Annotated in this window: 20 protein-coding genes and 1 tRNA gene; 7 read left to right on the top strand and 14 right to left on the bottom strand. The window is 38.9% G+C overall.

Features of this window, described 5'->3' with window-relative positions:
* The 6 genes from ACXJIN_RS00390 to uvrC form a co-directional block, all read left to right on the top strand.
* Nucleotides 1-993: FAD-binding oxidoreductase (locus tag ACXJIN_RS00390; protein WP_456398540.1), on the top strand; the 993-nt coding region annotated here is incomplete at its 5' end.
* A gap of 83 nt (nucleotides 994-1,076) precedes the next feature.
* Nucleotides 1,077-2,246 (top strand): diaminopimelate decarboxylase, encoded by a 1,170-nt coding sequence (gene lysA / locus ACXJIN_RS00395; RefSeq protein WP_456398541.1) that lies wholly within the window; start codon nucleotides 1,077-1,079, stop codon nucleotides 2,244-2,246.
* 221 nt (nucleotides 2,247-2,467) lie between these two features.
* Nucleotides 2,468-3,139, top strand: a complete 672-nt coding sequence (gene sdaAB / locus ACXJIN_RS00400) for an L-serine ammonia-lyase, iron-sulfur-dependent subunit beta (RefSeq protein WP_456398543.1) — start codon at nucleotides 2,468-2,470, stop codon at nucleotides 3,137-3,139.
* A gap of 5 nt (nucleotides 3,140-3,144) precedes the next feature.
* Nucleotides 3,145-4,026 (top strand): L-serine ammonia-lyase, iron-sulfur-dependent, subunit alpha, encoded by an 882-nt coding sequence (sdaAA, locus tag ACXJIN_RS00405; protein ID WP_456398545.1) that lies wholly within the window; start codon nucleotides 3,145-3,147, stop codon nucleotides 4,024-4,026.
* Between the two features lie 25 nt (nucleotides 4,027-4,051).
* Nucleotides 4,052-6,985, top strand: a complete 2,934-nt coding sequence (locus ACXJIN_RS00410; RefSeq protein WP_456398547.1) for an ABC transporter permease — start codon at nucleotides 4,052-4,054, stop codon at nucleotides 6,983-6,985.
* A complete protein-coding gene (gene uvrC, locus ACXJIN_RS00415) occupies nucleotides 6,975-8,690 on the top strand; it encodes an excinuclease ABC subunit UvrC (RefSeq protein WP_456398659.1) in 1,716 nt (571 codons plus the stop codon). The genes ACXJIN_RS00410 and uvrC overlap by 11 nt, the downstream gene beginning before the upstream one ends.
* On the opposite strand, the gene lptB is transcribed toward uvrC, so the two are convergent.
* From lptB to argS, 6 genes are read right to left on the bottom strand one after another with little or no spacing between them, the layout of a single operon-like run.
* The gene (gene lptB, locus ACXJIN_RS00420) at nucleotides 8,675-9,385 is read right to left on the bottom strand and encodes an LPS export ABC transporter ATP-binding protein (protein ID WP_456398549.1); all 711 of its coding nucleotides are present in this window, start codon (nucleotides 9,383-9,385) and stop codon (nucleotides 8,675-8,677) included. The two genes, uvrC and lptB, sit on opposite strands and share 16 nt — an antisense overlap.
* Nucleotides 9,386-9,398: 13 nt before the next feature.
* Entirely contained in the window at nucleotides 9,399-11,222 is a 1,824-nt protein-coding gene (locus ACXJIN_RS00425) for a penicillin-binding transpeptidase domain-containing protein (RefSeq protein WP_456398551.1), read from the bottom strand.
* Nucleotides 11,219-11,551, bottom strand: coding sequence for a hypothetical protein (locus ACXJIN_RS00430; RefSeq protein WP_456398553.1), 333 nt, complete (start codon nucleotides 11,549-11,551; stop codon nucleotides 11,219-11,221). The genes ACXJIN_RS00425 and ACXJIN_RS00430 overlap by 4 nt, the downstream gene beginning before the upstream one ends.
* Nucleotide 11,552: 1 nt before the next feature.
* Complete coding sequence (gene rsmH / locus ACXJIN_RS00435; protein WP_456398555.1) at nucleotides 11,553-12,419, bottom strand: 16S rRNA (cytosine(1402)-N(4))-methyltransferase RsmH; 867 nt, start codon at nucleotides 12,417-12,419, stop codon at nucleotides 11,553-11,555.
* Between the two features lie 18 nt (nucleotides 12,420-12,437).
* Nucleotides 12,438-14,711: a BamA/OMP85 family outer membrane protein gene (locus ACXJIN_RS00440; RefSeq protein ID WP_456398556.1), complete on the bottom strand. Its 2,274-nt coding sequence runs from the start codon at nucleotides 14,709-14,711 to the stop codon at nucleotides 12,438-12,440.
* 18 nt (nucleotides 14,712-14,729) lie between these two features.
* Complete coding sequence (gene argS / locus ACXJIN_RS00445) at nucleotides 14,730-16,361, bottom strand: arginine--tRNA ligase (protein ID WP_456398558.1); 1,632 nt, start codon at nucleotides 16,359-16,361, stop codon at nucleotides 14,730-14,732.
* A 121-nt stretch (nucleotides 16,362-16,482) separates the two neighbouring features.
* Here argS and ACXJIN_RS00450 point away from each other — a divergent pair.
* Nucleotides 16,483-16,554, top strand: a tRNA-Arg gene (locus tag ACXJIN_RS00450).
* Nucleotides 16,555-16,923: 369 nt separating this feature from the next.
* On the opposite strand, the gene ACXJIN_RS00455 is transcribed toward ACXJIN_RS00450, so the two are convergent.
* The 8 genes from ACXJIN_RS00455 to hydG all read right to left on the bottom strand — a co-directional run bounded on the left by ACXJIN_RS00455 (nucleotide 16,924) and on the right by hydG (nucleotide 25,510).
* Nucleotides 16,924-17,334 carry a DUF1667 domain-containing protein gene (locus tag ACXJIN_RS00455; RefSeq protein ID WP_456398559.1) on the bottom strand — a complete coding sequence of 137 codons (411 nt, stop codon included), beginning with the start codon at nucleotides 17,332-17,334 and terminating at the stop codon, nucleotides 16,924-16,926.
* Entirely contained in the window at nucleotides 17,331-18,554 is a 1,224-nt protein-coding gene (locus ACXJIN_RS00460; RefSeq protein ID WP_456398560.1) for an NAD(P)/FAD-dependent oxidoreductase, read from the bottom strand. Before ACXJIN_RS00460 ends, ACXJIN_RS00455 begins: the two co-directional genes overlap by 4 nt.
* Nucleotides 18,551-19,960 (bottom strand): NAD(P)/FAD-dependent oxidoreductase, encoded by a 1,410-nt coding sequence (locus ACXJIN_RS00465; RefSeq protein ID WP_456398562.1) that lies wholly within the window; start codon nucleotides 19,958-19,960, stop codon nucleotides 18,551-18,553. Before ACXJIN_RS00465 ends, ACXJIN_RS00460 begins: the two co-directional genes overlap by 4 nt.
* A 128-nt stretch (nucleotides 19,961-20,088) precedes the next feature.
* The gene (locus ACXJIN_RS00470) at nucleotides 20,089-21,501 is read right to left on the bottom strand and encodes an aspartate ammonia-lyase (protein ID WP_456398564.1); all 1,413 of its coding nucleotides are present in this window, start codon (nucleotides 21,499-21,501) and stop codon (nucleotides 20,089-20,091) included.
* Nucleotides 21,476-22,717, bottom strand: coding sequence for a [FeFe] hydrogenase H-cluster maturation GTPase HydF (gene hydF / locus ACXJIN_RS00475; protein WP_456398566.1), 1,242 nt, complete (start codon nucleotides 22,715-22,717; stop codon nucleotides 21,476-21,478). Before hydF ends, ACXJIN_RS00470 begins: the two co-directional genes overlap by 26 nt.
* Nucleotides 22,695-23,825 carry a [FeFe] hydrogenase H-cluster radical SAM maturase HydE gene (hydE, locus tag ACXJIN_RS00480; protein ID WP_456398567.1) on the bottom strand — a complete coding sequence of 377 codons (1,131 nt, stop codon included), beginning with the start codon at nucleotides 23,823-23,825 and terminating at the stop codon, nucleotides 22,695-22,697. The genes hydF and hydE overlap by 23 nt, the downstream gene beginning before the upstream one ends.
* A complete protein-coding gene (locus tag ACXJIN_RS00485) occupies nucleotides 23,776-24,033 on the bottom strand; it encodes a hypothetical protein (protein ID WP_456398569.1) in 258 nt (85 codons plus the stop codon). The genes hydE and ACXJIN_RS00485 overlap by 50 nt, the downstream gene beginning before the upstream one ends.
* Entirely contained in the window at nucleotides 24,008-25,510 is a 1,503-nt protein-coding gene (hydG, locus tag ACXJIN_RS00490) for a [FeFe] hydrogenase H-cluster radical SAM maturase HydG (protein WP_456398571.1), read from the bottom strand. Before hydG ends, ACXJIN_RS00485 begins: the two co-directional genes overlap by 26 nt.

The following is a 25,510-nucleotide window of genomic DNA, read 5'->3' on the forward strand; positions in this document are numbered from 1 at the left end:
ATGAGTGTGGAAACGAGTTTTGTTGGAGGAAACGTTGCCACAAATGCGGGCGGTAGCAAAGTTATAAAGTACGGGAACACCGCACGCCATGTTCTTGGAATTGAGGCCGTTCTGCCCAATGGAGAGATCGTGCAATTTGGTGGGAAACGAAGAAAAGATTCAAGTGGTTACGACATAACAAGGCTTCTTGTTGGTTCGGAAGGAACTCTCGGCATCTTCACCAAGATATTCCTCAATCTTATACCGCTTCCAGGAAAAACGGTGGACTTGTTGGCCCCTTTTAAAGACATTTACACAGCAATTTCAAACGTTGGTCCTCTGATAACAGAAAGCAGAATGTTACCAAGTGCGGTTGAATTCATAGATGACACGTCGGTGGTTTTGGGTTCAAAATACAACAACATCACGCTTCCTTTTCAAGAAAAAGCCGGTTCTTATCTGATAATCCAATACGAAGGTCCCGACAAGGAAGAACTTGAAAGCGTTTACGAGAAGGCGGGAAAAGCTCTCATAGAAGGAGGGGCAATGGGTGTATTTATCGCAGACAACAGAACAAATTCGGAAAAGATATGGAGAATGAGAAGGAATTGGCTTGAAGGAATAAAGGCCTTTGAGCCCCACACACCAACTGGAGACGTTGTGTTACCGACTTCTGAGATTCCAAAGATAATGGATTACATTTCAAAAATATCCAAGGAATACAAAGTGCAAATACCTGTGGCCGGTCACGCGGCAGATGGAAACCTTCACCCCGCTCCCATGAAGCCAAAAGAAATGGAACTGAACGAATGGAAAGCGCTTTCAGAAGAGATCTTATCCAAGATCGCCATGGAAGCCGCAAAACTCGGCGGAGCGGTTAGTGGTGAACACGGAATAGGATTTTTGAAAAAGGAGCTTCTCAAAAAAACGAAGACAAAGCAGTATGAAATAATGAAAGGGCTAAAATCCCTATTTGATCCAAACGGGATCATGAATCCTGGAAAGCTATTTTAAAGGCCGTATCACCTTAACCAAGAGCCCCGTGTAAAAAATGAGGGCTCTTTTCTCGAATTTTAATGAAGAAAGAAGGCAAATAAATGAAATATAACGAATTGTTCCTGAAGGCGGCTAAAAAATTCGGTACGCCTCTTTATCTTTACGATTTGAGAGTTGTTGAGGAAAGGATCAATAAGATTGAAGATACTTTGAAAGACGTGGATCATAAAGTGTTTTTTGCGCTTAAATCAAATTCAAATGTTCACATTCTCAAGTTCATAAAAAAGATGCACCTTGGTGCTGACATAGTCTCGCTAAATGAATACAAAATGGCAAAGTACGCCGGCTTCAAACCCAACGAAATAATAGTTAATGGAAATGGAAAGAAAACAGAAGAATTGATCTACTATTCAAAAGAAGATGTAGCGTGTGTAAATGTTGACTCAAAGGAAGAAATTGAAAAGATTCCAAAGGATGTTTCTCTGAGGGTAGCTTTAAGAATAAATCCAAATGTTGACGCAAAAACGCACCCCCACATTTCAACTGGGCTTAAAGAAAACAAATTTGGTATCAGTTTAGAAGATGCAAAGGACGTCGTTCACTCTTTCCCGTCGAATTTAAGATTAGTTGGCCTTCATTGCCATATAGGTTCTCAAATCACGGATGTTTTTCCCTTCGTTGAAGCGATAGAATCTTTGAAAAAATTCGTGACGGAACAGAATTTGAAATTGGATTTCATCAACATCGGTGGAGGATGGGGAATAGATTACCTTAAAAACGGAAACGAAATGGATCTGGGAAAATACAAGCAGGAGGTCGTTCCACTTTTAAAATCATTTGATTTGCCTATCTACTTTGAACTTGGAAGATATATCATAGCACCGGCTGGATTTTTGATCGCGCAGGTTACGGAAGTTAAAAAGACCGCTTTCAAAAATTTCATAGTTTTAGACACATCAATGGCGGATCTTTTAAGGCCATCTTTATATGAAGCCTATCACCATGTTGAATTTTTGTCGAATGGTGAAAAGATCACGGCTGATATCGTTGGGCGTGTGTGTGAAACAGGCGATACCCTTGCGAAGAAGAGGAAGGTTTCCCAGCCAAAAGTGGGGGATATAGGTATCGTACATGACGTCGGGGCATATGGATACTCTATGTCTTCAAATTACAATCTTGCTCTAAGGCCGGCGGAAGTGGCTTTTGATGGCAAAAAGTTCAGACTTATACGAAGGAGAGAAACATTTGAAGATCTAACCCGTCTCTTTTGAAAAATAGTAATGAAAGTATTTCTTGAAATCCTGCTAAAACGGATTTGCTCCTTTTTCAATCTTTCAATCTGAAATAGGAAGTATGCTCATATATTCATCTATGAGTGTTTACTTCGACTTACAGTGAAAATCTCTTAATAAACATAAACCGTTAATTTAAATTGTCAATTTTTCAAAGCAAAAAAGGTATAATATGAAAACAAGACTTTGGAGATGATAAAGTGCCGTCAATATTGGAAATAATAGGTCCAGCTATGATAGGGCCGTCAAGTTCTCACACGTTGGGAGCAATGAGAATTTCAAAATTTGCTTACAACCTAAATGATGGTGTTCCAAATGAAGTTGTATTTTATCTACATGGTTCATTTCAAGATACTTACATAGGACATGGCACGTGGCTTGCTTTATTGGGAGGAATCTGTGGTTTGAAAACGGATGATCCTCAAGTTGCCCAAGCCAATGAAGTGGCGAAAAAAATCGGTTTGAAATACGAATATAAAGCTGTAGATCTGGGAAACGTTCATCCAAATACCGTCAAAATTGTGACTGAGAAAAGTGGCATCCGTCATGAAATAATAGGTTCGTCTATTGGCGCGGGGAGGATAAAGATAATCTCAATAGATTCCATAGAATGTGATTTGGACGGTGAATATCCAACTTTGATAGTTGAAAATCAAGATGTGCCGGGAGCTTTAGAGTCAATAATAAACGTTCTTTCGTTTTACGGTGTGAATATAGCGACCATGCAATTAAAAAGGGAAAGCAAATATCTTCATAAGGCCAGTGCAATGATAGAACTTGACAACACCATTTCAAAAGAAATTTTGGAAAGGATAAGAAATATGGACGTTGTTAACTCTGCCCTATACGTTAACGCAATTGTGGAGGAATAAAAAAGATGAATGTAAACAGATTTAAAGAACTGATAGAAATATGTGAAAAAACTGGTGAACCTCTTGACAAAGTTGTACTGCATTGGGAAATGTTAGACACGGGACTTTCTCCTGAAAAAGTGCTGAGCAAAACGAAATTTCTTTTTAAAGTCATGGAAGAAAGTTATGAGAAGAACAAGGGAAAAACACTCAAAACTCTTGTGGGCTTAACAGGAGACAACGCTAAAAAAATGATGGAATACATTCCATTTGCTTTTAGTGGCGAAAAAGTTTTTCAAGCTGCGACAATAGCCGTAACAATTGCAGAAAGTAACGCGTCTATGAAAAAAATAGTTGCGTGCCCAACTGGAGGCGCCAGCGGGGTCGTTCCAGGAGTTTTGCTTACTTTGAAAAAATACGGTGTAGAGGAGGAAAAATTGATTTCTGCTCTTGTCGTAGCGGGAGCGATCGGAAAGATCATCTCAATTCACGCTTCACTCTCTGGGGCTCAACATGGGTGTCAAGCTGAAATTGGAAGTGGAACCGCAATGGCCGCCGGAGCAGCGGTTCACGCTATGGGCGGAAGCCCAAAACAGGTTTCGGATGCGGCTGCCCTTTCTTTGAAATCTTTGATGGGGCTTGTTTGCGATCCGGTTGGAGGTTTTGTGGAAGTTCCCTGTGTGAAGAGAAATGCGGCTGGGTCCGCGTTGGCTTTGCTCTTTGCCGACATGGCAATGGCCGGCGTTCAAAGTGTTGTTCCGCTGGATGAAGTAATTGAGGCCATGGACAAAGTTGGAAGGATGTTACCAGAATCTTTGCGCGAAACCGGAAAGGGTGGAGTGGCCGCCACGCCTACGGCCAAAAGTATAATAGACGCTTTTTCAAAGAAATTCAAAATGAAAACATAGCAAGAATTCGTTGGAGGTGTGAGTTTTGTTTTACATTGCATCGATCTTTTTTGTTTTGGCTGTAATAATTTTAACTCTCATTTACGCTTACAAATACTTAACTTTATCTAAAATAAGCATGAGAAACGCTTTTCGTAGAAAAATGTCGATGCTACTCATCGTTGCAGGCTCTTTGACTGGTACAGCTTTTATAGTGGGTTCTTTTGTGATAAACGATTCTTTCCAATACTTCATGTTTTCTAACATAAGGCAGACTTTAGGAAGTGTTGATGAAATAGTAAAACCAAAAACAGCTTATTTTGATGGCAAAACCTTGAATAAGTTGATAAATTCTCTTCATTCATCTCCTTACGTGGATGGTGTTTTGCCAATATCAGTGAAAAAAACGATCGCATCGAAAAATGGAAAGATGCGTTCTCTCGATCCACGTGCGATAACAACCGTTTCTTTTATAGCAGTTGAACCATCACAGATCAAAAAATTCGGGAACGGAAAATTATTTCCAAATCTAAAGCTTTCTGGCAATGAAATTGTAATTGGAAAAGCATTGGCTGATTATTTGAAACTCAAAGTTGGAGACACCATTCAAGCACTTTCAAATCCAATTCAACTTCTTTTTGGTGTTCCACCATCATTTAAAATTGTAGCCATTGTTCCAAAAGACGGTATCCTTGGATATCAAGGAACAAATGGTTTTACGTTACCAATTTTCATAACTCCTTCTCAAATGAAACGTTTCTTCGGCATTGGTGCTTACGATCAGCTCCTAATCTCAAACAAAGGAAATTATCTCGAAGGTGTTAAGTACACTGAAGAAGTTGATAAAACGATAAAAGAAGCGGTTGGAAACGGGGTAAAGATAGAAAATGTAAAAGAACAGCAAATAAAGAGTGTCAAAAGTCAACAGATAGGAAAATTATTTATTCTTTTAAGTAGCTTTGCCATAGCGGCTGGAACGCTTTTGATCGTTAATATTTACACTATGCTAGCGGATGAGAGAAAGAGCAGTCTTGGTACTTTGAGGGCCATTGGCTTTTCTAGAAAAAAGATAGGCTTTATTCTCTACTTCGAAGGGTTTATATACTCTTTAATAGCTTCCGCCGTTGGAACTGTCGTGGGAATTTTAGTGGCTTGGTTTATGATCAACGAATTTTCAGGCTTCTTTTCCAGCACAAGCAAAGAGTTAAGCGATCTTTTCAGCATGCAAACGTCTCCCTTCGTTTTGCATTTTAACTTTTCCTCGCTTGTTTACGGTTTTACGTTCGGCATAATGATACCCCTTTTTGTTTTGCTTTTCATGGCAGTAAAGATAGGAAGACTTAACATTGTGAAAGCCATTAGGAATATACCAGATAACACGTTTGGAAATAGAAAAAGAAATCTGTGGGCACTTATAACGGTTTTTTCAATTTCAGTACTTCTTGGCATTTTTGGCAACATGTCCGCCGATGCCTTTATCTTTTATACAGGTGTGGTCTCAGCGGTATTGTTCTTTCCTTCTTTCTTCAAAAAGGGGCGCCTTAAAAGATACATCGGGAATTTTTCGGCCTTATTTGTTGTAATTTTTGCATTTTTTTCAAATAACATTCCCTACGTTGAAAGTGCAAGTTCCAATTCAATGTGGTTTCTAGGTTTGAAGAGCTTTTCGATTCTTATCGCTGCCCTCTTTATTCTTGCCTACGATATAGAAATATTTGATAAATTGTTTTCCAAGCTCTCCACCAAACAACTAAGGGCATCTTTTAAACTGGCAATGGCAGAAACGGCTCAAAACAAAAGAAAAACCGGAATGACCATAGCGATGTACGCGATAGTTATATTCGTGATATCTTTGATGACAATAGTTCCATACTCTCAAGTCGTTCAAGTAAAAAATGGGCGAGAAACCATTTTTCAAGGTTACGACGCTGTGGGATTACCCCTCTCTGGAAAAAGTGTAAAAATAAATCCCAAGCAGCTTAAAAACATGAAATACATAAGTTATTACGCTACTGCTTCCATGTTTTCGGTCAGATATGAAGTTAACAAAGTTGCGGAAAGGCAATTTTACCAAATGGTGGCTTTGAGTGAAAAAGCGCTCTTGGGGAGTCATTTTAAAATCAGGAGCGCCGTTAAAGGTATAAGAGATCTTAAATCTCTCTGGAATTATCTTAATACGCATCCCGATAGCGTTGTGGCATTTGGATTGTCGAGAGCCATTGTGGGAAAAGATGTCTTTATTTCCAAAGAAGGAAATTTTTCGTTTAACTTTTCAAATTCTCCAAGTCAAGGAATGAATTTGCTCTTAAGTGGACCTTTAAAAAATCCAAAGAAATTCAGAGTGATTGCGGATTTTGAAAACAAAGGTCTAACGGCTTTTCCGATGGGTTTTTACACGAGTATAAAAAACGTCAAACATGCTTTTGGGAATGTTGAAGGTAACGAATTTTTATTGGTGAAATTATCTGGAAACACAGAAACTCAAAAGGAAAACAACTTTGAAAAATTCCTTGCCTTTTTAAAAACTCGCTTTGCCATTGGGCTTTTTTCAAAACAAATATTAGACATTTTCGCAAACATGATAATGAGTTTTGTAAACATTATAAATTCATTCCTGTATTTCGGGCTCTCCGTGGGAATAGTTGGACTCGCCATATTGATTTTAAAGACTTTACATGAAAGAAAAAGAACCATAGGTATTCTCAAAGCCATAGGATTTACAAGATCAAAGGTGTTTGCAAGTTTCTTCATAGAAACGAATTTCGTCGTCATTCTTGGAATTTTAAGCGGATTTTTCTCTGGATGGATAACTTCATCTATGATTTATTCTTCTCTCAAAATGGGTGATATGGTTGTACCGTGGATGCATCTTTTGGGGCTCGGAGTGATTTTCTACGCAATATCAATTTTTGCAACCGTTTTGCCCATTCAACGTGCTTCAAAACTTCCACCAGCGGAGGTGCTAAGATATTACGAATAAAAAGCAAGACAATTCAGCACTTTTACAAGTTGCAAGAGAGCTTTCACAATCCCCCGGCGTTTACATCTTTAAAAAAGATGAAACGCCGATTTACATTGGAAAAGCAAAAAATCTAAAAAAACGTGTACTTAGCTATTTTTCCAAAAGGGCAAGTGATAAACAAAAAAGAATAGTTCAAGAAGCCAATAAGATAGAGCATATAACTCTTCACAACGAAAGAGAAGCACTTTTAACGGAAGCCAATTTGATATACACTTTTAAACCCCGTTACAACGTGCTTTTGAAAGATGCACGTGTGTACCCTTATATCGAATTCGCTGGCAAGGATTTTCCGTACATGAAAATCACACACAAAAAATCAAAGGATAGCATTGGTCCATTTACAAGCGTGAGTTTTTTAAGAGAACTCATGAATATCATACAACCTGTAGTGCAACTCAGAACCTGTCAAGCTGATCTTTCAAGAATAAAAAAACCGTGTTTTGAATATCATATAAAGAGGTGTTCTGCCCCTTGTGCCGGTTTAATTACAAAAGAAGAATACGCTGAGCGTGTAAAAATGGCCAAAAAATTTTTTAAAGGTGATGTTAAATTCTTAAAAAAGTGGCTCAAATTAAAGATAGAATCGTATGCTCAAAAGCAATTGTTTGAATCTGCCCAGGCGTTAAAAAGCGTTTACGAGAGGTTAAATGATTTTCTCGCAAATCAAAGCGTTGATTTGCCATCATCTGTAGACGTTGATGCTTTTGAAGTGAAAAATGGCACGGCACTTTTGTTAAAAGTTAGAAAGGGAATGTTACTCGCAAAGTTGGAATATGAGTTTGAAGGAAATTACACGGATTTTCTGGAAAACTATTATTTGGGAAATGGACAGAACATTCCCAAAACCATACTTGTTTTTCAAGAATTCAAAGGAATGAAAAGCTGGTCCAAAACGCTGAACACTGAAATAAGAACGCCAAGAAAAGCGTACGAATACGCAATTCTATCAACTCTGGAAAAAAACTTAAAGGAAATTCTCAATTCAAAATCCAAAAAAATTGCAGCTCTTAAAAGATTAAAAGAACTTCTAAATTTGGACAAAATTCCACTTTTGATAGAAGGTATAGATATTTCTCACACTGCTGGTTCTTTGACCGTGGCATCCGTAGTGAGTTTTTTAAATGGGCTTCCTAAAAAGAATTCTTACAGGAAGTATAGGCTCTCAAATTTTTCTTATCCAGATGATTTTGAAGCCATGCGACAAGTTGTAAAAAGACGCTACATCAAGCATCCCCTGCCGGATCTCTTGCTCATAGACGGTGGGAAAGGGCAGGTAAACGCGGTTGTACAGGCGCTGAAAACATTCGGTAAAGCTACTAAAAACGTTGTAGGTCTTGCAAAAGAAGATGAAAGGATAGTTTTTCCAGATGAAAGAGAAGATCTGCACCTTGCCTTAGATGATGAAGGGCTTAAAATATTAATAGCCGTCAGAGATGAATCACACCGTTTTGCAACTTCCTACCATTATCTTTTACGAGACAAAAAGATGGTACAATCATCGTTGGATTCAATAAAAGGAATTGGACCAAAAAAGAAAAAAGCCCTTCTAAAGGCTTTTAAAAGCGTTAAAAGAGTAAAAAACGCTTCGTTAGATGAGTTGAAATCAATCGTAGGAGAAAAAAGCGCTCTGAAGATTAAAGAATATTTTCAATCACCAAGGTAATGTTTCTTAACTTCTGGATCGTTTAAAACAGCTATCGGATCTCCTTTTGCCAACAATTTCCCTTTGTGAATGACGTAAAGTTCGTCTACGACTTCAGCGATTCTTTCCACAGAATGATCGGTTATGATCACACCCAGACCATTGTTCTTTAAAGTTCGTGCGAAGTTTTGTATTTCTTTAACCGTTATTGGATCAACTCCGCCAAACGGTTCATCCAACAAGAGAAAATCTGGTGAAAGCGTCATCATTCTTGCCAATTCCAAACGCCTTTTTTCTCCACCCGAAAGCAAATCGGCTCTTTGCTTTGCCAAATCTTTAAGACCGAATTTCGAGAGGAGTTCATCTATTCTCCTTTTTATGAAAACTTTGGAATGGCTTGAATTTTCAAGAACCACTTTTAAATTGTCTTCAACGGATAAACCGGCGAATATGGAAGGCTCTTGAGCGAGATAGGTTATACCGCTAAGGGCTCTTTTGTAAACTGGAAGATGCGTTATTTCTGTGGAATCTTTGAAAATGTTTCCGCTATCTGGAATTACGAGTCCCAATATCATGTTAAAAAAAGTTGTTTTTCCGGCACCGTTAGGCCCCAATATGCCTATTATTTCCCCACTTTCTATTGATAAAGAGATATCATCGACTGCCAATCTTCTGCCAAATTTTTTTCTTAATTTGTAGCATACAAGTCTGCTCACGAAATCACCTCACTTAAAATGAAGGCCCTAGATAAATTTTAACATTTTTAACGTTCAAAAGTGGAGTGTAAGGTTGTGGAAATTGTCCCTTTACGATGCCATTTCCGTAAAAAGTTATTTCACTTGCCGGTACGGAAAGTTCTTTGAGAAGCTGAAGACTTTCATTTAAAGTCAACCCTTTCAAATCCGGAAAAACCGTCGGAAGGAAAGTTCTTTTAGAGCTAAGATGGTTCGGAAATCCTCTTAAACTGATGATGTACTTTCCTATATCATGAAAAATAGGTGCGGCAACATCACCACCGTAATACTTTCCATTTGATGGTTGATCTACAACAACCAAGATCGAGTAAATCGGATGAGAAGCCGGGAAAAATCCATAGAAAAGAGAGAAATACGGCCCTCCAAGTGAAACTTTGCCATTTAATGGTTTCTGAGCCGTTCCTGTTTTTCCACCTACCACAACGCCATTTATTTTTGCAAGTTTTCCGGTTCCTTGTCTCACAACGTCTACCATAAAATCCTTTATCACGTTCGCAACATTTTCATCTAAAATCCTCTTTTTATCCGGGGAATACCTGTACACGATTGTTCCAGAAGGAGAAAGAATTTCGTTTACCACGTGGGGTTTTATAAGATACCCACCGTTCACAATCGAATTCAGTGCTGTCATAAGCTGTATTGCCGTTACAGCTATTCCCTGTCCTATTGACATTTCCACGCCGCCTATCGAATACCACTTATCTGGCGGCATAAGAAGACCTTTTACCTCATTTGGCAGGTCGATTCCGGTTTTAGAACCGAACCCGAATTTTAAAAAAACATTGTAGAAAGCATTTTTACCGTACTTTGAGATGTATCTGCGTGCTATGTTCATTTCCGCAACGTCTGATGAATAAATCAGCGCTTGCCTTAAATTTATCGGCCAGGGATGATTTTCCGCATCTTTTATCACCAACGGAAGTTTGGGTGAAGGAATGAAAAAAGGAGTAGAAAACGTTGTTGTGGTGCTTACAATCCCTTTTTGAAGGGCATAGGAAAAAACAAGAGGTTTCACGGTTGAGCCAGGTTCAAATACGTTCATAACCGGCGCATCCCATGGCCATGTAGAGGCTATGGCTATTATTTCACCATTTTGGGGATTAGAAATCAAAATCTGAACGCCACTTGCCTTATCACTTTCTTTCGCCTTCTCGGCTTCTTCGTATGCAAAGAACTGAATTCTCGCGTCGATACCGGTTAAAAGTGTATCTCCCCCAACCGGGGGTACTATCTTTTTAATCTTTGAATACAGCTTATACGGTCCAAGTTTTCCATAAATTACCTTTCCAGATTTTTTTGGTTCGATAAAAGAACTGAACTTTTTTGTTAGGTCTCTTACAAGTATCTTCGTTGATGTTGGAGGTGAAGACACTTTGTAAACACTTTTTATGTTAAGAAAGTCCCGGTATTTTTGAGGAATTTCTAACATTTTTTTCTTTGAAATCACGCCAATTTCGATTCCACCTATACCTTCTTTTACCTTCTTTAAAATCCTTTTATCCGGTTTTATTCCAAAGAAATTCAAAGCTCCTTGAATTAAATCTGAATAATTCAACCCTTTTAAGGTTGAGAGTACCTTGGCATATTTGATATCCATGTACACATCGTAAGACAATTTGCTAAAGAGCAAAGGATTTCCATCACAAGATACGATCTTTCCATACGGGGCTGGAAAATAACTTACCGCTGGAGAAATTGGAATGGGCTTGAAAGTGTAAGAAATAATCACAGCACGAATCACGTAAAAAGAAAGGCTCACAAGAAAAAGAAAGAGAACAAGCTTTATTCTTTCATTCATTTGCTTCTTATGTAAAATTTCTTTCCATTGATTTCAATAAGGTTTGAATTTGGAAAATGTGTTTCCATCAAAAGAGATATTGAATCTTTTACCGTTCTGATCTTGGTTTTAACGACATTCATCTTAAGCCGCATATTCGTAATCTCAGAAGTTTCCTTTCGCGTTTGGATGTTAAACATCAATGGCAAACTCAAAGAAATAAAGAGGGCTCCCCCAATTACTACCGCCCGCAGTAATCCTACACTCTCGATAAGAGTGCGCGTTCGCACGCTTTCCAATTGGCGCGCGCTTGTTTTTTTCGTTGATATGCTGGCTTCTTTTAAAGACATTTTAGGCCCTCTCTGCCACTCTTAATTTTGCACTTTTTGCTCGAGGATTTATTCTCTTTTCTTCCTCAGAGGGAAGAACTGGTTTTTTTGTAAGTGCGATGAATTCTTCTTCTTTGAATTTCCTTTTAACTATTCTATCTTCCAGTGAGTGAAAAGAAATAACGGCTATTCTCCCACCACTTCTCAACCTTTTCTTGGAAGAATCTAACATTTTGTTCAAATTATCGAGTTCACCATTGACTTCTATTCTAATCGCTTGGAATACCCTCATTACGTTCTTTTTCCACTTGTTTCTTAATTTCACGGGTATCGCGGAAATAATTGCATCTCTCAATTCAAAAGTCGTTTTTAAAGGACGTCTTTCACCTATAACTCTCGCTATCCTTCTTGAAAACCTCTCTTCTCCGTACACGTATATGATGTTTGCCAACTTTTCAACAGGGTAATTGTTTATCACTTCATAAGCGCTTTTTTCGTTTAGTCCCATTCTCATATCCAAAGGACCATTTTTTTCAAAGGAAAAACCACGCTCTTTGTTATCCAGCTGGAAGGATGACATCCCAACATCTGCGATCACAGCTTCAACTTTTGATATACCTTTATGAGACAGTATTTCAGCAAAATCCGAAAAGTTTTCATGAAAAAAACTTACCCTATCTTTAAAATTTCTAAGCTTTTCTTTCGCGATTTCCAAAGCTATTTCGTCTCGATCGAAGCCTATGATCTCAACTTTTGGATACCTCTTCAAAATTTCTAAGCTATGGCCACCCCCTCCAAGAGTGCAGTCAACACATATTCCCCCCTCTTGAAGGTTATCGAGCCATTCAGCCACTTCCTTTGCCAAAACGCTTACGTGTTCTGTAAACAAATTATATCACGTTTCCTTTTAGAACATTTCTCCAATGCCAAATGATGTACCGCTGTATTCGAATTTCCCATTTTCAACCTTCATTGGAAAATCAACCCTTAAAACTCCTAAAAACGGTACTTCTACCGCTACGCCAACACCTATGGAATTCATAAAGTCGCTATCTAAGTTCCCGTTGTAAAGGAGATTGTCCTTTGCGCCTCCCCAATCGTAAAAAGCATTCAAAGAGATTGGCAATTTAGATGATGGAATGTAGTATCTGAAAGAAAGATTTGTAACCAATTCTTGTGAACCACTTGTTGGTTGCCATCCCCTAACGGTCATAGGGCCTCCAACTTGAAAATCATTTCCGTTTGAAGTGCCTATCAGCATACGTCCCGCAACTGAAAAATTGTTAAAAAGTGGAAGGTAACCGGCTACCATAGCCGTGTACGTTTGATACTTTTCCGTTCCACCAAAACCAGCGATTTTCGTACTTAAAGACATCTTAAGCCCTCTCATTGGGAAAAGCACGTTGTTCACATTCGCGTAGTTAAAAGAAAAGCTGAGTTCTCTACTGGTTCCTGATGCCGCTCCAAAATCAACCGGTGTGGCCCCTTTCGTTCTACTGAAATGCTCTAAATGCCCCCCCACGTTGAAAGAAGTGTGAACGTTTGGTTGGTAACCGACACTTGCTGAAATACCGTACCTCGTTTCGTTGTAATACAAATTTTTTCCGTTTACCGTTTTAAAGGGTTTTAAAGTTTTATAATACAAACTCGCATTTGCGTTCATCGGTAAATCAAATGGAAAGATGACGCCGTAATTCAAATGTGCATTCGTTTCTTGTCCAAGATTCAATCCAACATCCACACTTTGCCCCAAGCCTGCCCAATTGGAAAGGCTCAATTTCCCACTTGCCATCAAGCCAGTGTACCAAGGCTGTCCTTCTTTTGCCTGTTTCATGGTAAGGGCTATGTTGAATTTTCTCGGCTTGCCACTTTCCACAACTTTTATCACGATATTCACAGAAGAGGCATTCTCAGATATTATCTTTGGATAAATGAAAACATCGCTGAAAAAACCGGTATTTTTAAGATTATCGTACGTTTGAATCAAAGCCTGGCTTGTTAAAGGTTCTCCTTTTTTCAACTGAATTTCCCGTTTTATAAGATAAGTTTTCGTTTTCGTATTTCCAACGATTTTCACATTTCCTATACGTTTTTGAAGAATTCTGTATTCGAGCACTCCACCTTTTGCAATGGTGAAATATTTGTGATAAGTTAAATAGGCTGATGTGAAAAGGTAACCTTTTTCCTTATAAAAAGCTCGTATCTTTGCGAGCTGAGAAAGCTGTGTAAAATTATCCGTTGTGCCCGGTGCGGAAAGATTCGCATACTTTGCAAGAGAAAATGGGTTAACTTCGCTTACACCTGATATGAAATAACTTTGATATGGAAGACCTGATTCCACCGTCTTTTTCAAAACCGAATGAATGACCAGATCCATGACTGGGTACTTGAAAACAGAAGTTGAAACCTTTGTTGGTGAAAAATTCAAAGAAGTTTGATCGGAAAAGTAGCCCATTTCCTCTAATTTCGCTTGAAAAGACTGAATGTCAGATACCTTTGGATAGGCTTTTTTGAAATCATTTAGAAATTTCAGCAAAGGATTAAGACTTTCAAAGCCTTTAATTGTGAACAAGCCAGTTTTCTTCACTATTTCGTCTGAAGTTAAACTTCCGTACTCCCCTTCAAGCTTCACATTCCAAATGGCGTACTCTTTAACGGTTATGATCAAGATGTTTTTTGGAAGTGAGAGTGAATTTTGATTTTGAACGATGTTAGTGGTTACGCCTACCATATTTGGAATATAACCTTTGTCGGTGTAAAGTTTAAGGATCGACTGAAAGGTTTTTTTCAAATCATTCAAATTCAAAACTTCATTTTGCTTCACAGCTATGGCATTTTTTATCTTTTCTATGGATACCAATTTTGGGCCGTCTAATTTTAATTTCACGCCTTTAACAAATGGGTTTTCAACAACTTTTACAACAAGTCCAACACCTAAAGGTGAGGGCACCACTTTTGGCTCTATATACGAGAAAAAGCCAGTATTGTACAAGTTTTGAAGATCCTTGTACAATTCGTCTCTTTCAACTGTCTCTCCGGCTTTTATGTTAGCAAGCTTCGACATGATAAATGCGGTTGAAATATGAGAATTTCCTTCTACCTTTATAAAAGCAAAAGATTCAGCAATGGCTATTGAAAAAAAGGCGGTAAAAATAGCAAAAAATACAACGTACTTTTTCAATTTGGATTCCTCCTTCCCTCACATAGAAGTGGGAGCGTTTATTCCCAATAAAGAAAGGACTTCTTTTATTGTTTTCCCAACTGCCATACAAAGTTTTATCCTATTGGCCGATAATTCCTTGTCATTTTCATCCACGATTTTATTCGCATTGTAGTAAGAATGAAATTTTTCAGCCAGCGAGTAAGCATAGTTGCAAAGTTTTTGAGGTTTGTTTTCGATCACAACCGAAGTGATAACTTCTGGAAATTCCGCAATCTCCCTTGCGATCTCTTTTTCTTGCGGGTTACCTAACTTCTCAAAGGCAGCGTTATCCCACTTAATACCTTTTTCCTTTGCCTTTTCAATTAGGCTGAATATTCTCGCGTGCGCATATTGAACGTAATAAACAGGATTGTCCATTTTTTTTGATTCCGCTAATTTTATATCAAAGACGAGATGGGTATTCGGGTCTAACATGGCAAAAAAGTACCGTGTTACATCCCTACCAACTTTTTTCGTCAAATCTTCAAGAGTTGTGAATTCCCCCTGGCGTTTTGACATTCTCACAACTTCTTCGCCGCTTTTAAGAGTTACAAATTGATGAATTATAACGTTGAAAAAGTCCTCTGGAAAACCAAGAGCTTTAGAGGCAGCTCGCATACGCGGTACGTAACCATGATGATCCGCGCCCCAAATGTAGTAAACCTTCTTAAAGCCTCTCTTGTACTTGTTAAGCATGTACGCAATATCTGAAAAAAAGTAAGTGGGTTCTCCATTTTTCCGTATGATCACACGGTCGTCTTCTTCGGGAATTAGCTTTGAAACGGCAAACCAAGTTGTTCCGTCTTTTTCGTAAACGTAGCCTTTATCCTTTAGCATTTTCATTGCTTCGTCTGTTGTGCCATCTTCATAAAGTGAGGATTCTCTAAAGTAAACGTCAAAATCCACGCCCAATTCTTTTAAGGTTTTCTTTATCCATTCGAACATCCTGTCTCTGGCGAAATCTATGAAGAACTTTTGATTTTTTTCATTCCACTCTTCAACGTAGGCATCGCCGTATTTTTCTTTGAACTCCTTCGCAACTTCTATTAAGTACGTTCCCCTGTAATCGTCTTCAGTAAAGTCCGTTTTCTTTCCGTAAAGTTCTCTATATCTTATCCACAAAGAGTGGCCAAGCATCTTCATCTGCTTTCCGGCATCATTAAAATAGTATTCTCTTGTAACTTTGTAACCTGATGCTTTGTAAACGCGTGAAAGTACATCACCAATTATGGCCTGCCTACCATGTCCAACGGTTAACGGCCCTGTGGGATTAGCGCTCACATACTCAAGTTGTACGCTGTCTGAACTGATCTTTGGATAAGGTAAACCATTGACGGTTTCTTTTAAAACGTTAGCGAAGATCTTAAATGAAATGTTCAAATTCACAAATCCTGGTCCGGCAATTTCAATATTTTCGAACCATTCATCGTTTTTCAAATCATCTATTAGCTCTTGGGCGATGGCTCTTGGAGATTTTTTCAACAACTTTGCGTTCACCATCGCAATATTCGATGAATAATCACCAAATCCTTTTGGCGGAATCTCAACGGTGAAAGTGTTTGGCTTCGTATGGAACACCTTTACAAACGATTTTGATAGCTTATCTAAAATTTCGGATCTTAGAGACAACAATTGCCACTCCTTTCAAATAATCGTTCACGCTATTATACAACAATACTTGTTTTTGTAAATATAAATAAAGAGTTATGTTGACAATTTTGTCCACTTCGTGATAGAATTCTACCAGACCGCCCCTATAGTTCAACGGATAGAACGGCGGATTCCTAATCCGCAAATGTAGGTTCGATTCCTGCTAGGGGCAGTATCCGTTAAAACCGTTTTCGCAGGTTTGAGTCCCTATCAATCCTAACAAAAACTCCCTTATGAAAAAGGGAGTTTTTTATTCAACACGTGCGTCAATATTTCAAAGTATACTCAACCCAATTTAAAGAAGCTGTAAGGAACTTCTTTGAATTGGATTTAGTATAAAAAACCAGGTGTCCTTGATTCTCAAGGACACCTGGTTAAGCTTTTACCCTTTTTATTACACCAAACAACCGCGTGGAGGGCAACAACCAGGTGCCTTCCAGCGCATCATCATGGAGTTTATATTTTTAAACGAATTTTTAAAAAAAATCATCTATTATACACACCTTGGAATTCTTTTTGGCTATTTTAAACTTTAATTCAGCTATGTCAATTTTTTCACCGTTCTCGTGGCTATTAAATTCACACCGGTATCGAGAAGATTTTCAACTATCACCTGTCCTCTTTTAACAGGGGCTTCCACTTCAATTGATTTTATAACTTTCATAGCCTCAAATATCAAGCGTTTTGGAATGGCATTTTCCGTTCTTACTGAAACGAGAGGAAGTTCCCCATTCTTTACCTTCACGCTCGTTGGTAATACTCTACGAGGATTTGTAACTTCTTGTTTCGCGTACTCAGCACCCCTTGGACATCTATTACCGGTGACGGATAAAAACTTACCATCTTTATCAACTTTCACTTTCAAGTGACATCCTATTGGACAGACTATGCAGGTCATTTCAATAATCTTGGAATCTTTTTTTCCGTTTTTGCTCAATTTGGAGTCACTCATTTTCCCACCTCCAGCGCCGAAAGGATAACTTTTCCTCTCATTTTGTACTTTAAAGGATCAAGTGTTAGCTCTATCATTTCACTTGGCTTTGCCACTGGAACAACCTTGATTCTCTCGTCATTAAGGTAGAGTGCGGTAGTTCCCATCGGTTTCGAAACCCTTAAATACAACTTAAAAGCCTGGCTAGCTGTTGTGTATTTGGTGCTCAAAACTCTCACATTATTTCCCTCTTTTATAATCGCCTTCCTTTCAGGAAGCTTTTCTCCCTTTGAAACAAGAGCCGCATTTTTTCCAGCCATTTCGCCTTCCATAGTTACGAAATCCACTAAATCATGAATGCAAACGTTGTTTCCAGCAGCAAATATATTTGGCACATTAGTTCTCATAAGATCATCTACCACGGCGCCTTCACTGAAATCTATTTCGACGATTTCTTTCACGAGATCGTTTTCCGGTATCAATCCTACGGAAGCAACGAGCGTGTCACATTCTATAAACCTCTCGCTTCCTTCTACAGGATGACCATTTTCAAATTTTGCAACTGTAACTCCTTCCAGTCTTTCTCTTCCATGAACTTTTACCACGCTCGTTGAAAGATGAAGTGGAATGTTAAAATCATCCAAACATTGAACTATATTTCTCGTTAATCCACCCTGATAAGGCATTATTTCATACACGCCTTCAACTTTCACACCTTCAAGCGTAAGCCGGCGTGCCATTATCAAGCCTATATCACCCGATCCCAAAATAACAGCCTTGTGGCCTGGTAACTTATTCTCTAAATTCACAAAATGTTGCGCCAATCCGGCTGTGAATATTCCGGCGGGCCTGGTACCGGAAATTCTCAAAGCTTCAAACGGTCTTTCACGCGCCCCTGTTGCGAGTACCAACGCCCCATACTCTATTTCATAAACTCCACTTTTACTTATAGCGTGCAAGAGGTTATGTTTTTCGTCTACTTTAAGGACTGTTGTTTCATACATGGCATCGAATGTCCCTAATTTTTCCAGGTACATTTCATGGTATTCTGGGCCACTCAATTCTTGATTGAAAACGTGAATTCCAAATCCGTTATGAATGCATTGATTCAATACACCACCAGTTGAAGCTTCCCTTTCAATGAGCAGCACTTTTACATTTTGCGACAAGGCACCCTTTATTGCTCCCATTCCAGCTGCCCCACCACCAAGCACCACAACGTCGTACCTGACTTTTTTCATCTGACATCACCGTCCACCACTTTTGAATTCGGCAAATTTTTACGTATTTCATCAAAATCGGTGCCCAGCTCTTTTTTCATGATATTCATGATCTTAACGGTACAAAAAGATCCCTGACAGCGACCAAACATGGCCGTCGTTCTAAATTTTATTCCATCAAGTGTTCTAGCACCATGCTTTATTGCTTCCACTATTTCCCCTTCCGTTACTTTGTTACATCTACACACAACGCGGCCATAAGCTGGATCCATCTCTATAAGTCTCTCTCTTTCCTCATCGCTCATCTCGGCAACTTTTTTTATGGGTTCACGATAAGGATCAAAATTATCCTTTTTTCTTATCTTAAATCCCTCAAACATGGTTTTTACCACATCTTCAGCTATTGCTGGAGCAGATGTCAAACCTGGCGAGCGCGTCGCGACTACGTGCATAACATTTCCTTCTCTTTTCAAAACAAAATCTTTTATGTCATTTTCAGGTCTTAAACCTGCAAAAGTTCTTATCGTTTTCGAGATGTTTACACTGGGAACAAGTTTTTTTACGCTTTCTATTATTTTAGAAATTCCTTCTGAAGTTGTAGAAGTGTTTTCCTTTTCACTTGGAGGTAGATCTTCGGAAGTTGGTCCTAACAAAAAAGTATTGTGTACAGTTGGAAGAACAAGTATTCCTTTTCCAGCTTTTGAAGGTGTTGGAAAGACAACCGTTTTCACCAAAAAGGGTTGATCCAAAAGAATGTATTCTCCCCGCCTAGGATGAAGGGGAGTTACCTTTACTCCAGCTTTTTCTGCGAGTTCATCAGCCCATAGTCCAGCGGCATTTACAACGATATCAAAGACAAAGTCACCTTTCGATGTTTTGACAACGTACTGCCTTCCACTTTCCAATATATTAAGTACTTCTGTTGAAAGGTGAAGTTTGGCTCCATTTTTAACGGCGTTTTCAACCGCCGCCTGAGCAACTTCCCACGGTGCGATTATACCGGCTGAGGGGGCATAAAGCGCGGCTTTTATTTCTCTCGAAAGGTTAGGCTCCACTTCCAGCGCTTCTATTCTTGATAAAATCTTTAAATTCTTAACACCATTTTTCTTTCCCCTTTCAAGAAGATCTTCCAATATCCTTACATCGTCGTCGTTAAAAGCCACAACCAATGAACCAATTCTTTTGAGCTCAAAGTGCAATTCTTCGGCAAGTTTATCGTACATTTCATTTCCGTGTGCACAGTATTTTGCACGCATTGTGCCAGGTTCATCGTCGTAACCGGCGTGAAGTATGCCAGAATTCGCTTTGGTTACTCCCCATCCAACATCCGGTAATTTTTCAAAAAGTTCAACTTCCACATCGTATTTGGAAAATTCTCTCGCAATGAGTGAACCAACTATCCCACTGCCTATCACGGCTATTTTCAATTTTTCCACCTCCAAAAACAAAAAAGCCACACAAAAGAGTGCGTGGCTTTCTCTTATTCTCTATCCACTTTTAGAATGAGTATACCATATATTTCATCTTTTTTCAAATTTATCGTTGATCGAAATCTTCATTTCTCCTTCTTAGAAATATTTTCATCTACGAAGTAACCAAGCTCTACCATTTTCATTGGATCCAAAATTTCATCGATGATTTCCGTGGAAATTCCTTCTTTCAACAATAGTTCTTTAATAGGAATATCACTTTCATAAGATTTTTTTACCAGTTGAGAAACTTTTTCATACCCAAGGATTGGAACTAAAGAGGTGGCAAGAATGGGACTTTGGGTAACCTCTTCAAGACATCTTTTTTTTGCCGCTTGAATATCATCTACGCATTTTTTCAAACCTTCAACGGCTCTCTTGAGCAAATCGAAAGAGTCGTAAAGCAAATCTCCAATTAGAGGAACAAAAGCGTTAAGCTCAAGGTTTCCAGACGAAACGGCAAGGTTTATTCCCACATCATTTGAGATCACCTTCATTGACAGTTGCGCAGCGTATTCTAAGAGAACAGGATTCACCTTTCCGGGCATTATGGAGCTTCCAGGCTGGACGGCTTTCAGTTTTACTTCACCTATACCGCTCTTTGGACCACTTGAAAGCCACCTTAAGTCATTTGATATTTTTACGATATTAGTTGCCAACGTTTTTAAAAGGCCGTGCACTTCAGAAAAGACATCCATGTTTTGAGTTGCTTCGATTAGATTTTCAGCCCTCACCAATCCAAGTCCCACACGCCGCGATAAATTTCTCACGACCTCGAAAGAATATTCCTTTGGGGCATTTATACCAGTTCCAATTGCAGTTCCTCCAAGATTTACAAAACGTATTCTTTCTTCCACCTTGTACAAACGCCATCTATCTCTCGATATGGCCTCCGCCCACGCTCCAAACTCCTGCCCAAGTGTCATCGGAACGGCTTCTTGGAGCTCTGTTCTTCCTATTTTAACGACATCTGCAAATTCCCGCTCTTTTTCTTGTAAGCTTTCCTGCAACTTTACTATTTTTTCTACCAGTTCCCTGAGTAATCTTATGGCTCCAACCTTTATGGCGGTCGGATAAACATCGTTGGTAGACTGCGAACGATTTACATGATCTAAGGGACGAACAACGTATTCACCCAATTTTCCACCCATTAATTCAGTGGCACGATTCGCTATAACTTCATTAAAATTCATGTTTATAGCCGTTCCTGCTCCACCACTTAACGGATCTACAATGAAATACTCATCGAATTTTCCCATTTTTATTTCATCGCACGCCGTTTTTATAGCGTTAGCCATTTTCTCTTTCAGCAATCCAAGTTCACGATTTGTCTCAGCACACGCCCATTTCACATCCGCCATGGCATCTCTTAAATAGGGATGCACTTTTTTCAAGGGCGGAAAATTTTGAGTGTCCCGAACTGTAAATGCACCGTAGTATACATTTTGAGGAACGTAAACACATCCTAAACTATCAAATTCTTTGCGCATTTCTTGCATGCTTTTTCTCAATCTCCTCATATAAATTAAGCACCCTCGGAAAAGGTTGCAAAACGCGTTTTAAAACCCCATGTAAGTAGGAAATTATAACACCGTAATTGGTTATTGGAACACCAAATTTTTTTGCTTCTTCTATTCTTCGTAACATCATATTGCGAGTAATTAAGCATCCTCCACAATGAACTATCAACTTGTATTTTCTCACATCGTCTGGATATTCTCTACCCGAGTGAAATGAAAACTTTAATTTCTTTCCGGTAAAATTCGTCATCCAGCGTGGTATCTTAACGCGTGCTATATCATCCGCTAAACTCCTATGATTGCAAGCCTCTTCCATAAGCACTTTGTCTCCATCGTTGAGCTCTAAAACGGCGTCCACCCCTTTCACAAGTTCAAAAAGATCTCCTTTGTGTCTTGCTTCAAGAATTGAAAAAGTCGTCATAAGCACATTTTCAGGTACGTCTGCTACAACTTTCATCACTGCTTGAGAATCGGTTACAACCATTTTGGGTTTCCGCTTAAGATTTTCCAATGCCCAACGAAGTTCTCTCTCTTTGACTATCATTGGAATTGCTTCGGCGTCAAGGCATTCTCTTATTGCTTCCACCTGAGGTGTTATAAGTCTTCCTTTTGGAGCTCCAAGATCTATTGGCACTACAAGTACTGCTATATCCCCTCCATCAACAAGATCTTCGATCAAGGGAGGTTCGTAGTCATTTTTGATTTTCGACGCTATGTGCACTCTTAATCTGTCAATAGATGATTTATCAAACTTGGAAACGGCGCAACAATCGTAACCCTTTGATCTTACAAATTCCATCACTTTATCTTTGGAGCTTAAATCTGATTTTGTGAAAGCAACCACGAAAGGTATCTCTCGCTTTTTCAATTCTTCAACGATTTTATCTTCAAAAGCACTCCAATTTGAATCGACAACTATACAAACTACATCCGCTTTGTAAAGAACGTTTTTTGTTTTAGAAGCCCTTAGCATTCCGATGTATCCTTCATCGTCAAGACCGGCGGTATCGATCAAAACCACAGGGCCAATTGGTGAGAGCTCCATGGATTTGTAAACCGGGTCCGTTGTCGTACCTGCATAGTCAGAAACAATGGCTATTTCAGATCCTATGAAAGCGTTGAAAAGCGAAGATTTCCCGGCATTTCTTTTTCCAAGAAATATCACGTGTTTTCTATAAGATTCTGGCGTTTTCATTTTCTCTCTCCTTTTTTATCTTGTTAAAAGCTCTCAATACTCTTGGTGAAAGTCTCTTTCCCGAATTTAGAAGATCTTTCACCGTTTGATAGAACTCCACGTTTCTCTTGTTATCGTATATGGCGTAATTTTCAAGATACTTTGTAGGAGTAAAATTAACCATTATAACGTTGCATCCAACATCCAAACCTTTGTATTGCAATTCGGCACTCACGCTTCCAATGGCAGTCGTGGAAGGTAAGAACACATCGGGTATAACCAAGCGTGTGCATGCATAGGTATTTAAAGTCAAATCTACGCTTCCGAAAGGATGCTTTTCCAATGGAGTCCCTTTTGTCGGAATAAAAGGGCCTATGCCGGCCATTTTAACACCTATTTTTTTCATGAATAGAATATCGTCGGCTACATCTTCAATGCTTTGCCCGGGCAAACCGATTATATTCCCTCCACCAGTTATGTACCCCAACGAAACCAGAGCTTTTAAAAGATTTATCCGTTCATCGTAATCAAAGCCATGAACCTTCTCGAATACACGCCGGTTTACACTTTCTTGCTTTAAAAGGTACTTAGAAGCTCCTGCCTTTTTAAACATTTTCAATTCTTCAACGCTTCTTTCACCTATTGAAAGTGAAATTGGTAAAGCAGTAAACTTCTTTATTTCTTTTACAACTCTCACTATCCTGTCAGCGGTGTAATAAGGATCCTCGCCAGACTGAAGCACTATGGTGTCAACACCAAATTTTGAAATTCTTACAGCGGTTTCAATTATCTCCTCAACATCCATTCTGTAACGTTTCACATTACTCTTTACCCTTATTCCACAGTAAGCACAATTTCTCGTGCAATAGTTGGAAAATTCTATGATTCCCTTTATGGATATTATTCTGCCAACTGTGTCCCTTCTAATCGCATCTGCCAGCTCAAACATTGCTTTCCTTTCATTCGTTTCCTTTTCCAGATTCAAGAGGTAAACGATTTCGCTTTTAGAAAATGGCTTTTCATTGACAGCCTTTTTTGCGATATCTTTCAATTTCTCAGAGAAGTTACCATTTAAAATCTCAGCCACCTTTCTGTGCGTTAATCTTTTCAATGATTTTCCTAAACGCATTCACCACCGCCTCATTATTAAAATCTTTTCCTTCCACAAAAAGAGCATACCCTTTAAATCGATCTATTATTTGACTTGGAAGAAGCTTTTCTTCCCCTGCACTCACAACGTATGACCATCTTCGCCCAGCTCTCTTGGCCACGGTAATTTCAATATCGTAAAGGTGAGAAAGCCTTTTCAATTCAGAAATACAAATCTCTTTCTCCATTTTTGATCCTCTCATAATAATTTTCCAATTCTTCAACAACCTGAGAAGAATAAGCACGCGTTGCACTCTTTTTAACTTCTTCCATCTCCCTTTTTATAATTTTTTCGCCTGCTCTTTTTGTTTCTTCGCTTGCAAAATCATCCAACCATTCCTGAAACGTGAGAATGGCGTTTAACTTGCAAAAACTTCCCTCTTTTCCGCTTTTTAAGAGTTCCATTATGTTCTTTCCCGTGCGTCCACATCTGTAACCAGCTGTGCAAAAAGAAGTAATGTATCCCATTTCAGCAAGCTCTTTTACAACCGTATCGAGTTCTCTATCATCCCCAATCATGAATTGTTGCCTATCAAGCCGCTGATCTCTTTCCTTTTCCAATAAGGAATACGCTCCTATTCCTATTCTCGTCGAAGCGTCGGTTTGAGTACACATTGGAATCACTTCGTTTCTTATTTTTGCAGGCTCCCTCGCTGTTACGATCAAGCCCGTGTAAGGTATTGAAAGGCGTATAACCGCTATTAATTTTTTAAAATCCTCGTCTGAGACTTTGTACTTCGTTTCTTGGATGTAAGGGGCATTTTTTGCGGGTGTCAAACGAGGAAAGGAAACAGTGTGTGGCCCTACACCGAAACGTTTTTCAAGCTCTATAGCGTGGTAAAGCAGTCCCATCACTTCAAATTTCCAATCGTATAAACCGAAAAGTGCCCCTATTGCCACGTCGTCCACATCGGCTTCAAAGGCTCTATGCATCGAATAAAGTCTCCATTGGTAGTTGGACTTCAAAGTTCCAAAGGGATGAACCCTTTTGTAAGTTTCATGATGATAAGTTTCCTGAAAAACCTGATAAGTGCCTATGCCAATTTCCTTTAGCGTAGAAAGATCCTTTATTGACATTGGAGCGGCGTTGACGTTAACCCTTCTTATGCTTCCATAACCATTCTTTGTTTTAACTTTTACACTGTAAATTGCTTGAATTGTATCCGCTATGTATCTGGCATCAGACAGGGGATGTTCTCCATAAACCACGATAAGTCTCTTATGTCCTATCTTTCCTGCCAATACTTCCGCTTCTTTTTTTACTTCTTCCAAAGTAAGTCTTCTTCTAACCTCTTCTTTGTTGTCGCGCCTGAAGCCACAGTAAAGGCAATTGTTCACACAGTAGTTGCTACAATAAAGCGGAGCAAATGTTACAACACGATTATCGTACACCTTTCTTTTAATCTTTGCAGCCGTGTCGTATATCTCTTCCCACAAAAGTGGACTTGTCACATTTAAAAGCGCAGCCGTTTCATCTGGAGAAAGAGTTTGAATCTCCAAAGATTTCTTCATAATATCCCTTATCTTCGAAGGTTCTGCATTTTTGTTTTCTTCTATCTTTTGCATTATTTCATCGTCATTTATGAAATCTTTTTCACCATTCATGTACTTTTTGTACTCTTCTTCCTTTACGACTTTTTTTATCCAGGAACTTTCCGTAATCAT

The organism is Mesoaciditoga sp. (assembly GCF_054006115.1).